Origin of the sequence: Nostoc sp. CMAA1605, assembly GCF_021596505.1 — a bacterium.
Taxonomy (GTDB): domain Bacteria; phylum Cyanobacteriota; class Cyanobacteriia; order Cyanobacteriales; family Nostocaceae; genus Trichormus.
In genome coordinates, this window is record NZ_PJIZ01000177.1 from 1 (window position 1) to 11,027 (window position 11,027).

Sequence of the window (11,027 nt, forward strand, 5' to 3'; positions counted from 1 at the left end):
TATTTATGAATAAATTAGTTATTGCTATTTCTGTAATTTCTACATTGACAATTAGTGGTTGCAATGTGGAGATTAATCATAATGTACAAGCGACTCCTAGCACTCAAGCAACACCAGAAACAACACCAATTCTATCAGGAAAGTAGTACCCCAGAGAATACTGTCACAGCTACAGAAACACCTGAAAGTGGTGAACCTAATGATAGTCCCACAGAAACTGAGAATTCACAGCCAGAAGTTGGAACTGTGAAAGAGTTAGTCAATGGTGATTTGAAATGTTATGTCACTTTAGTAGATGAAAATGGTACAGAACATAATGTAGGTGCAACTTTTGAAATTTGTGCAGAGGAAAGCCAATTTTTAAATCAAAAAGTCCGTGCTACCTATGAAGTTGTAAAGGTCAATGATTGTGAAAGTGCTGAACCTTGTGGTAAAACTCGTGATGAATCTTTAATTACCAATATGGAAATTTTAGATAATTCCTCAGACAATGAATCTGAGAATCAGTGAAATAAGTAGAACAGGGTAAATAATTAAAGGTTTGTAGTGAGAACTTTAGTTCTCTCTCTGAGACGCTCCGCGAACATAAAAGGACTAAAGTCCTTACTACGAACTGAATTATAGTATTTTTATATTGCTTAATATAGTTTGGTTGTTTCTAGTCGTTATACTTATCAGAGCTAGTGACAACTCAAATGATTTTTATAGAAAATAATTAAGTTGTTTTTGTGTTTTTAATAGAATATGCTGTGCTGTGCCTGTTTTGGCAGCTTTCTTTAACCAATGTTTAATCTCATGATCATTACCTAAGAAATGATCTGCTTTAGCTATATAGCAACAACTGTAAGCCATATCAGTGAGATCATTTCCTTCTTCTGTTAAAGGTAAAAGCATTGCTTTACCTTCGCTGTATCTACCTAATTCTATTAAAATTGCTCCTCTAGTTCCTTGAATAGTTTTAATATCACTAGCTAATGATAATGCCTGAGCAGACCATTTATCAGCTTTTTGGAGGTATTGTGTTTGTTCATGATCAATCACAAACGTCACTAAAATATCAAGGATATAAAGTTGATCTCTAATGATGAGATCATCATTCATTAAAATTTGCTCAAATAATTGCATCGCTTGGTCAAAATTACGTTTTTGCAATTCTGCCATAGCTTTATATAATATATGTAATGTTTTTAAATCGTTATTAAAAAATTCAGTTTTAGCATCATCTCCATTTTTTGTATATCTAGCTAAACCTAACTTTTTCTGAAGGAATTGCTCATTAGTTTTAGTTAAAGCATCTAATATTTGTTTACCATCAGTGGGATGACTTTTTCCGTATATATTGGATTCATATGGCAAAAGATTGCCAGTAAATAAAAAAAGCTCATATACACCTAAAAAGGATGCTGGATTGTATTCATTAAAAATTTGGTTGCCGTATTTGCCAAAAACCATGATGAATATAAACAATAAACCATTCATCATTGGCCCGGCTAAATACATAAATATCAGCTTAGGCTTCATGTTTTCTAAGCTTAAGTTGGAGGTATAGGTGATGCCACCACTGGGAATCAGACAAAATTCTATTTTGGATTCTAAAAATTTGAAGTCTAATATCCTCTGACCACTGCCGATTTTGACAAAATGAGGATTAAATCCAACCATTTTAGCCGCCATAAAATGCCCCATTTCATGGCAAAATATGGAAAAATACAACCATATACCAATAAGTAATAATTCCATTGTAAATACACCATAGTCTTTATTTATTAGTATTCCCAGTTAGTTAATTATTCTTTTAAGTAAAAATACGAAAAAATGGTAATCTAAGCTTAATAAATATTATTTAACCAGCAGCTAAGACAAATATTAGTTAATAATAAAATGCTGTTCCAACAGGCGAAATTCTCATGTATCCTGGTCAAACACACGTAAATTTCTATTTATGGTTCAGAAAACTTATATAACTGATGTCTTAGTTGTTGGTGGTGGAACTGGCGGAACGGCTGCGGCTATCCAAGCGGCGCGTCGCGGTGCTAAGACTATCCTGGTGAGTGAATTTCCTTGGTTGGGAGGAATGTTAACTGCTGCTGGAGTATCCGCGCCTGATGGCAATGAATTAATGGCGTTTCAAACAGGAATATGGGGAGCATTTTTACAAGAATTACAAAAACGACAACCAGGGGGATTAAATAATAGTTGGGTGAGCTTTTTTAGTTATGATCCCCGTATTGGAGCAGAAATTTTTGCTGATTGGGTAAAAGAGTTAGCAAATCTGCAATGGATTTCTGGAGAAGTACCCCTAGAATTATTCAAGCAAGATAACTGTGTTACTGGTGTGCGGTTTGCAGATTTTACTGTTGAAGCCAAAGTGATTCTTGATGGGACGGAGTTAGGAGATTTACTGGCTTTAGCAGATATACCTCACCGTTGGGGTTGGGAATTACAGTCGGAGTGGGAAGAACCCAGCGCACCTGTTGAATTTAACGCCATTACTGCCAAATATCCCGTACAGTCGCCGACTTGGGTCGTCTTAATGCAAGATTTTGGTGCAGATGTTGCACCAGAAATTCCCCCAGCACCAAATTATGATCCTGCTTTGTTTGCTGGTGCTTGGGAAAAATACGGTGCGGAGAAATTCTTGAACTATGGTCGCTTGCCGGGTAATCTATTTATGATTAACTGGCCTATCTGTGGTAATGACTACGGTGAAGGGGTAGGAAGATTAATTGATTCAGCACCAAATAAGAGTGAATTTTTACAGGAATGCCGTTGGCATAGCCAAAATTTTGCCTATTTTATGCAAAATCAGCTTGGTAGACGTTACGGTTTAGCAGAGCAAGTTTTTCCTCATAGCCATTCGGCTTTTGCTTTGCATCCTTATTATAGAGAGAGTCGTCGTTTGGTGGGAGTAACGACGGTGAAAGAACAAGACATTCTACCAGTTACAGGGGGTAGAGTAGCAGAATTATTCCCTGATAGTATTGCGATCGCTAACTACGCTAACGACCATCATTATCCAGGTTTTGACTTACCACTACAACCCAAATCTATCCGTTGGGGAGGACGCTGGACAGGAACACCCTTTACTATTCCCTACCGTTGTCTAGTTCCAGCCACTACAGATGGTTTATTAGTTTGTGAAAAAAATATTTCTGTCTCTCACATTGCTAATGGTGCAACTAGACTACAGCCTGTGGTTCTGGGTATCGGTCAAGCCGCAGGGATGGCGGCGGCGATGTGTGTAGAGTTAAATTGTCAGCCGCGTGATTTACCCATCAAAGCTTTACAGGAAGCATTATTACAGGATCAGCACGCGCCAGCCGCTATTGTTCCTTTATTTAATCTTGATCCCCATCATCCCCAATGGCTGCAATGGCAAACCCATTATCTCCATGAACCCCAAGCCTATCCATATAATGGCGACTGTCCTGCTTCATCAGTCGATAATTACTATCATTCAGAGTCTTACCTCGTATTAACACGGAGTGCAGACTGCTTTACAGGGGTTTTCCAAATAGTAAATCAGCAAGATTACCGTTTTACGATAACTTCTCCACCTGCTAATGTGGGGCAAAATTGGCAGATTGTTACCAGGCGATCGCATATAGACGCGCAACTGCAAGAATTAACTCATCAACAACGCATCACTATTTGGGGCCATCTGAATCAAGCTGGTAACTGGTTATTAGTAGAAAGCGTCAAATTATATCCCAGCTAAAAATTTTTTCAGTAAAAAGGACTACTTTTTTTTAGAATTTTCCGGACTCTTTGCAAAAATCTCAGTAGCAGTAAATAAGAAAGTTCACAGAGAGAATTTCAAAATGCGTGCTGCTGTTCCACTTTTAATCTCCAGTTTGGTAGTTGTTTCCCTGAGTTTCGATGTATCGCAAATGACAAACACCAATTTTTTTGCTTCATTTGCAACTACACAGAATGTTGTCTCCCTACACAAGAAACCTAAGCGCAACCAACCAGAAGATTCTGCACCTAACCGTGGTAGTGGCAGAAGAGATATCATGAGGTCTCAGTTTAATAACTACTTCCGTGTGTAGTATTCAGTCACTATGGCGTTTGCGCTCCCGGTTTCTGTTCAATAAAAAACACACTCAACACTATTGAATTCTTTTAATAGAATCTTTTGCAAGAAGACAATCTTTAAAATTTTGGTTTAATCACCAATTCACAACTAATTAGTCTGATTGACAGCATCACCAACCTTCAGAGCATTGATACATCAGGCTTGGTGTTACTTCCAGGGTGTCATCCGAATTGAAAATTGCTCGATTTGCAATTTCTACACAAACTTTTTTAATAATTAGAGTTACACGAACTTCAACCCTAATTACATAAAAAATAATTTCCATCAAAAGGCAGAGGAGATAAAGAAATCTACAAATCATCTTTATCCCTCTGCCAAAAATTTTAATTATCTATTCTACTTACTTGCTACTTTGAGCTTGATTTTCTCTTTTCTGCAAACCATTAATAAACATTGGGACAAACTTATTAAAGAATGCTTCAGGATCACGTTGCCATGCTCTTTGTGCCGCTTGAATTCTGGTAAATTGCAGGTTTGGTGCTAATAAAGTTTGTGGTAAGCGTTCCATGAAATATTGGGGACGCTCCCATACTGGCATTGTATTGGCGATTTCCACTAGGTTAGCAACTCGTCTGAGTTCCGCACCCAAAGTAATATCCATTCCTGACTCAAAAGCTGCTTGCTCAATAGCGGCGTATTTGCGTTTAGCTTGCTCCACTTTTTGGCGGTGTTCAGGACTCTTATCTGCTATCTGTGCTAGCCAACGATTACCCCAACGGACGTGTCCCGCTTCTTCTGGCAGAATTTTCTCAATTGTTTCGCGAACTTTAATATTTTCTGCTGTTTGAGGTGCTTGTTTCAGAGCATAAATATGAGCCGAAAAATACTCACAACCCCTTTTTTCGGTGACATTGATGGCTGCAATAGCAGAAATGAGAAAACTATCTAGGTCTTGAGCAGGATCGTACTGTTCACTGTCTAGTAGTCTCTCAAATTCTTCTATGTAAGAAGAACCAGGGGGTGTACCGACATTTGCGCCTAAGTCTACTAGTAAATCAGTTAACCACATAGCATGACGAGCTTCATCAGCGATGTGATGGGATAAATCTCGAATCAGTTCCGGTGGTTTACCGTTGAGTCTTTCAATGACATCTGTTAAGTCTTTACAGCTACGCTGCTCACTATAACGATAGCGGTTCAGGGTGATCAGGTGAATCTCGCGATCGCTCACTACCTGCTTGAGTACGTCCCGCGCACTTAATGTATTCTGGAATTTCCGTGGATAAGCTACTGTCATGGTTTAAGGGCAATTTTCTTAAATGTATGAGATGGCAGAAAGTAATATTTCTTTACAATAGGGATCTTAAACTAATTTCCCATTTTAAATTTTTTCTCAAGAGAATAAACTATAACTTGATTCAACCCAGCTAAAAAAGGGCTTATGTAGTAGTAAATCTTAATTTGGTCATGAAATATTGATATTTTGGTCTGAAATTTTGTAAACAAACGTAACTGCTAGATCATCTAGCTATGGATAAGTATTTCTTACAGTCTTGACTAAATATGAATTTTAGCAGTAACTCAAACCGAAAAACCTAGTCAGCAAAATTACACAAATGTTAAGAAATATAACAAAAATGCAATTTGGTAGTTTATGTTACAGAATTTTTGCTAATCTGATTAATAGAGAGGAATACAAATTAATCCAATATTTCTAAATCCATAGGGAGCCTGTGTTATGTCTATTCAAGAAAAATCTCGCGCGATTATGATGCGTCAATATCAGCAAGTTAAGCATCGTCAACAATCGATGTTGATGCGCGCCGCACAAGAACTCGGTCTTCCGGCTGAAGAAATATCCCACTACTGGAATCCCATTCAAGGGAAAATCGACCCCACAACCAGAGCAATTTACGGTCGTAGTAATGCAGCAATGAGCTAGATTTTTGATGAGTGTTGGCAGCAAAGGGAAGTAATGTGTACGAGAAATTACTTCCCTTGATCTATTGACATACACCCCAGATCAAGGAAAATATCTGAGGCTGAAGAGGAAATTACGGACATTTTCTTCATAGAATCAACATAAATTATGTATTTCGTTGAAGATGGTGCGATCGCATTCTGTAGTTTTGACTCTGATGCCTGGAAATAGCGGTGTTTAGCAAAAAACACACCGTCAATATTTTCACTGAACTGCCGAGTGTATGTTGTAGGTTGAAGATTGATGGATAACTCAATTTGTCTAGTTTGTGCTGCGGACGATAACTTTTCCATGCCTCTAGCTGCAACTACTCGCTCAGTTGTGGCCAATCTTACTAGTGAACAGCATTTAGTTCTCTATATTATAGATGGTGGCATTAGTCGAGTTAATAAAAACAGAATTATCCAAAATCTGAAATCTGAGCAAGTTAGTCTCAAGTGGCTGAAGGTCAGAAAATCACAATTTAAGCACTTGCAGACATCTTCTAGTATTACTATTGCTGCCTATTACCGGATTTTAATCCCAGAACTTTTACCATCAGAAATTGATAAAGCCATTTATCTAGATAGTGATGTCATTGTTAGATGCAGTTTGCAAGAACTGTGGAATCTTGATATTCAAGATAACTATCTTTTGGCAATACCAGATATGGGGGCAATCTATGTTTCCTCACCTAGAGGACTGATTAATTATCAAGAATTAGGTCTTGCGCCCGATTGTAAATACTTTAATTCTGGTGTCCTGGTGATGAATCTTAAAAAATGGCGACAAGAGAAAACCAGTCAAAAAATCTTTGCATATTTAGATAAATATAAAAAGTATATTCGTTGGCATGACCAAGATGCCATGAATGCAGTTTTAGCAGGTCAATGGGAAGCTATTGATTACCGATGGAATCAAATGCCATACCTATTTAAATATCCCTCTTGGCAAAATAGCCCTTTTAGTAAAGAGGAATATGATCATCTGGTGCATCATCCTTTCATTGTTCACTTTGCATCCCGTGATAAACCTTGGCACGAGAATTGTAGTCATCCCCAAAAAGGTTTATTCTTTGAACATTTGGATAGTAACATTTGGTCAACGTGGCAAGAGGAACAACTAGCTAAAAAACAACGACAGCAAAATCTAGTCCATTTCTCCAAACTATATATTTCTTTCAAACAAAAAATTAAATTTTTCTTTAAAGAATTAATCAAATCTTAGCGTGCCGAACTAAAAAAGCCACCCTTGTGGGTGGCTGAATTATTTCTGGAATTAGTAGGTTGCCAACAGATGTTAATTAAACGTCGTAATAGAGGTAGAACTCATAGGGATGAGGACGCAACTGTAACTGTTTAACTTCGTTAGCTAGCTTGTAATCAATCCAGTTTTGGATAAAGTCTTCAGTGAATACGCCTGATTCTGTCAAGAAGGCGTGGTCATTCTCCAGTGCTTCCAATGCCAATTCTAAAGAACCAGGGGTGGAAGGAACTTTCGCCAGTTCTTCTGGAGAGAGTTCATAGATATTTTTATCTAAAGGTTCACCGGGATGGATTTTGTTCTTGATACCATCGATACCAGCACACAGCATCGCTGCAAATGCCAAGTAGGGGTTAGAGGTAGCGTCTGGACAACGGAACTCTAAACGCTTGGCTTTGGGGTTAGTACCAGACAGAGGAATACGTACAGAAGCGGAACGATTACCTTGGGAGTAAGCCAGGTTTACCGGTGCTTCATAGCCGGGTACTAAACGCTTGTAGGAGTTGGTGGAGGGGTTGGTGATAGCTAACAATGCTGGTGCGTGTTTGAGAATACCACCAATGTAGTAAAGTGCCATGTCACTTAAACCAGCATACTTGTCACCGGCAAACAGAGGTTTACCATCTTTCCAAATAGACTGGTGGGTGTGCATCCCAGAACCATTATCACCAAACACAGGTTTGGGCATGAAGGTTACGGTTCTACCGTATTTCTTAGCTACGTTTTTGATGACGTATTTGTAGATCATCAACCAGTCAGCAGCTTCGATTAATTTACCAAAGCGGAAACCTAATTCGCATTGACCGCCAGTGGCTACTTCATGGTGATGCTTTTCAATAGGCACACCTAGTTTTGCCATCGTCAACAGCATTTCTGTCCGCATATCTTGGAAAGTATCTGTTGGCGAAACGGGGAAGTAACCTTCTTTGAAGCGAGTTTTGTAACCAAGGTTGGGGCTTTCTTTTCTACCAAAATTCCAACGGCCTTCTATAGAATCTACGTGGTAGTATCCCTCGTTGGCAGTTTGGTCGAAGCGGACATCATCAAAAATGAAGAATTCAGCTTCAGGTCCAAAGAAAGCTGTGTCACCAAGACCAGTAGAAACCAAGTAGTCTATTGCTTTTTGAGCAATAACCCGTGGGCAACGGTTGTACCATTCGCCAGTACGAGGTTCTTTGATGCTACAAATGATACTTAATGTTGGCTCTTCCATGAATGGGTCGATCCAAGCGGTGTTAGGATCTAGCACCATTGTCATGTCTGATTCTTCGATGCCTTTCCAACCCCGAATGCTGGAACCGTCGAAGGGTACACCATCAGAGAAAGAACTTTCGTCAATTTGGTCTTGGAACACGGTGAGGTGCTGCCAAGTGCCGAGTGTATCGACGAATTTTAAGTCAATCATCTGGATGTTTTGGTCTTGAATCAGTTTCAAGACTTCTTGTGGGGTTGTCATTTTTACTCCTTCTCTGCCAATTTCTTAACGTCAAACCAGAATCTTGCCAAAGCATCCTGACCCTACTGAACGGAACAAAGTTGTGACACACCTGAAATATCGTAGATTCTCAACATTAGAGAGTTTTGTAGCCTTTGTTACAGATTCTCTGGATTACAGGTAATATTAACCTTTCTTTCGACATCTGCTCAAAAGGGGAAAGTTAATCTCAGAGGGGTCAACTTTGACATAGAATCCATAAATAATGGAAAGATGGTTTTTGTGCCAAATCTATATTTAAATAGCACAAAAATTTACTGGTGCGTAAGTGCAGCCAAATAAATATCAAACCACGATAGCAACGATTGGGAGAAGAATGAATGCGTGACGCGGTAACAACCTTAATTAAGAATTATGACGTAACTGGTCGTTATTTTGACCGGGATGCGATTGATAGCTTGAAATCCTATTTTGAGAGTGGCACAGCTCGCGTGCAAGCTGCGGCTGCAATTAACTCCAATGCGGCTGCACTGGTGAAGCAAGCTGGTGCTAAGTTGTTTGAAGAACTGCCAGAATTGATTCGTCCTGGTGGTAACGCTTATACAACTCGCCGTTACGCAGCTTGTTTGCGAGATATGGACTACTACCTGCGCTACGCTACATACGCGCTGGTTGCTGGTAATACCAATGTGTTAGACGAACGTGTGCTGCAAGGTCTCAGAGAAACCTACAATTCTTTGAGTGTGCCTATTGCTCCCACGGTTCGTGGTGTACAGATTCTCAAGGATTTGGTAAAAGAACAAGTCGCATCTGCTGGTGTTGCTAACACTGCTTTTGTTGATGAGCCTTTTGACCACATCACTCGTGAATTAAGCGAACAGGATGTGTAGAGTTAGGGACTGGGGATTGGGTACTGGGGACTGGGATGTTTTCTCCAGACTTAGCACTCAAGACTCAGCACTTTCTAGCTCTGTTATCTAAATTTTTGTGAAGCGATCGCCTGACTATTTCTGTAGAAAAGCGATCGCTTTTTTTGTTGCAATTCTTAACTCACTGGCAAATGTTAGGATATCGCCAAGTGATACTGCTCAAAACTTAAAAAATTGAGATTATGATTGCTTCCTCTCAAGAAAATTACCTCGTTACGCCGGAAGAATACTTACAACTAGAGGAACAAAGTCAAGAAAAACACGAATATATTAATGGCTATATCTACGCAATGGCTGGTGCAAGTGACCCCCACGTTACTATTGCACTTAACTTGGCGGTGCTATTGCGTAATCATGTACGCGGTTCTGGTTGTCGCGTTTATATGAGTGATATGAAAGCTCGAATTGAATCTTTAAATCGCTTTTATTATCCTGATGTGATGGTAACTTGTGACCAACGCGACCAAGAAACACCAAACTATAAAAAATTTCCTTGCCTAATCGTTGAGGTTTTATCTGATTCTACAGAGGCTTTTGACAGGGGTGATAAATTCGCGGATTATCAAGCTTTAGAAAGCTTACAAGAGTATGTTTTGATTAACACTAAACGTCAACGGGTTGAATGTTTCCGGCGGAACGAACAAGGATTGTGGATTTTGCAATCATACACATCAGCACAGGAATTATTCAGTCTCAACAGCGTCAAATTTGAGGGGACAATGGCTGCACTTTATGAGGATGTAGTTTTTGCCAGTTAACCTCTTCTTAAAAAATTGAGATACGCTTGCTCATTATTTAGTAAACTATGTATCTATTAATGACTGCACAGCTTCCTAACTTAGCGGAAGCATAGAAAGAAGCAGGGATATAGATTACACAAAAGTTATGCCGCTTATAGTTCAGAAATTCGGTGGTACATCTGTCGGTTCAGTCGAACGTATCCAAGCTGTTGCCCAGCGTGTTTACAAAACGGTTAAAGCTGGCAATTCATTAGTGGTGGTAGTTTCGGCAATGGGAAAAACCACCGATGGACTCGTTAAGCTAGCCAATGAAATTTCTCGCAATCCCAACCGCCGGGAAATGGATATGCTGTTGTCCACAGGGGAGCAAGTGACGATTGCTTTGCTGAGTATGGCGTTGCAGGAAATTGGACAGCCAGCTATTTCTATGACTGGGGCGCAGGTAGGTATTGTTACAGAAGCAGAACATACTCGCGCACGGATTTTGCAGATTGAAACCGAACGGGTGCAGCGTCACTTAAACGATGGTAAAGTTGTTGTCGTTGCAGGGTTTCAAGGAATTTCTAGTAATGGTGAATTAGAAATTACCACTTTAGGTCGTGGTGGTTCTGATACTTCGGCGGTAGCTTTAGCGGCGGCTTTACGAGCAGACTTTTGTGAA

Annotated in this window: 12 protein-coding genes; 8 read left to right on the top strand and 4 right to left on the bottom strand. The window is 39.5% G+C overall.

Annotation, left to right across the window (positions count from 1 at the left end; all coding sequences use genetic code 11):
• Positions 1–81 precede the first annotated feature (81 nt).
• The gene (locus CV014_RS29425; protein WP_236145240.1) at positions 82–510 is read left to right on the top strand and encodes a hypothetical protein; all 429 of its coding nucleotides are present in this window, start codon (positions 82–84) and stop codon (positions 508–510) included.
• Positions 511–702: 192 nt separating this feature from the next.
• Here the strand turns inward: CV014_RS29425 and CV014_RS29430 are convergent, their stop codons facing one another.
• Entirely contained in the window at positions 703–1,740 is a 1,038-nt protein-coding gene (locus CV014_RS29430) for a M50 family metallopeptidase (protein ID WP_236145241.1), read from the bottom strand.
• 202 nt (positions 1,741–1,942) lie between these two features.
• Between CV014_RS29430 and CV014_RS29435 the strand changes: the two genes are divergently transcribed.
• Together CV014_RS29435 and patX are read left to right on the top strand one after the other, a co-directional pair.
• Positions 1,943–3,718: an FAD-dependent oxidoreductase gene (locus CV014_RS29435; RefSeq protein WP_236145242.1), complete on the top strand. Its 1,776-nt coding sequence runs from the start codon at positions 1,943–1,945 to the stop codon at positions 3,716–3,718.
• 103 nt (positions 3,719–3,821) lie between these two features.
• On the top strand, positions 3,822–4,052 hold the full coding sequence (gene patX / locus CV014_RS29440; protein WP_236145243.1) for a heterocyst-inhibiting protein PatX: 231 nt from the start codon (positions 3,822–3,824) through the stop codon (positions 4,050–4,052).
• Between the two features lie 387 nt (positions 4,053–4,439).
• On the opposite strand, the gene CV014_RS29445 is transcribed toward patX, so the two are convergent.
• Positions 4,440–5,336 carry a ferritin-like domain-containing protein gene (locus CV014_RS29445; protein ID WP_236145244.1) on the bottom strand — a complete coding sequence of 299 codons (897 nt, stop codon included), beginning with the start codon at positions 5,334–5,336 and terminating at the stop codon, positions 4,440–4,442.
• 441 nt (positions 5,337–5,777) lie between these two features.
• On the opposite strand from CV014_RS29445, the gene CV014_RS29450 reads away from it, so the two are divergent.
• A complete protein-coding gene (locus CV014_RS29450) occupies positions 5,778–5,981 on the top strand; it encodes a hypothetical protein (protein WP_236145245.1) in 204 nt (67 codons plus the stop codon).
• Between the two features lie 47 nt (positions 5,982–6,028).
• Here CV014_RS29450 and CV014_RS29455 read toward each other — a convergent pair whose 3' ends face one another.
• Complete coding sequence (locus CV014_RS29455) at positions 6,029–6,313, bottom strand: hypothetical protein (RefSeq protein ID WP_236145246.1); 285 nt, start codon at positions 6,311–6,313, stop codon at positions 6,029–6,031.
• Between CV014_RS29455 and CV014_RS29460 the strand changes: the two genes are divergently transcribed.
• A complete protein-coding gene (locus CV014_RS29460; RefSeq protein WP_236145247.1) occupies positions 6,312–7,226 on the top strand; it encodes a glycosyltransferase family 8 protein in 915 nt (304 codons plus the stop codon). The two genes, CV014_RS29455 and CV014_RS29460, sit on opposite strands and share 2 nt — an antisense overlap.
• Before the next feature lie 76 nt (positions 7,227–7,302).
• Here CV014_RS29460 and glnA read toward each other — a convergent pair whose 3' ends face one another.
• Positions 7,303–8,718 (bottom strand): type I glutamate--ammonia ligase, encoded by a 1,416-nt coding sequence (gene glnA / locus CV014_RS29465; protein ID WP_236145248.1) that lies wholly within the window; start codon positions 8,716–8,718, stop codon positions 7,303–7,305.
• 359 nt (positions 8,719–9,077) lie between these two features.
• Here glnA and apcB point away from each other — a divergent pair, with 359 nt between their 5' ends.
• The 3 genes from apcB to CV014_RS29480 all read left to right on the top strand — a co-directional run.
• Positions 9,078–9,587: an allophycocyanin subunit beta gene (apcB, locus tag CV014_RS29470; RefSeq protein ID WP_236145249.1), complete on the top strand. Its 510-nt coding sequence runs from the start codon at positions 9,078–9,080 to the stop codon at positions 9,585–9,587.
• A 221-nt stretch (positions 9,588–9,808) separates the two neighbouring features.
• Entirely contained in the window at positions 9,809–10,384 is a 576-nt protein-coding gene (locus CV014_RS29475) for a Uma2 family endonuclease (protein ID WP_236145250.1), read from the top strand.
• Between the two features lie 127 nt (positions 10,385–10,511).
• Positions 10,512–11,027: amino acid kinase family protein (locus tag CV014_RS29480; RefSeq protein WP_442946956.1), on the top strand; the 516-nt coding region annotated here is incomplete at its 3' end.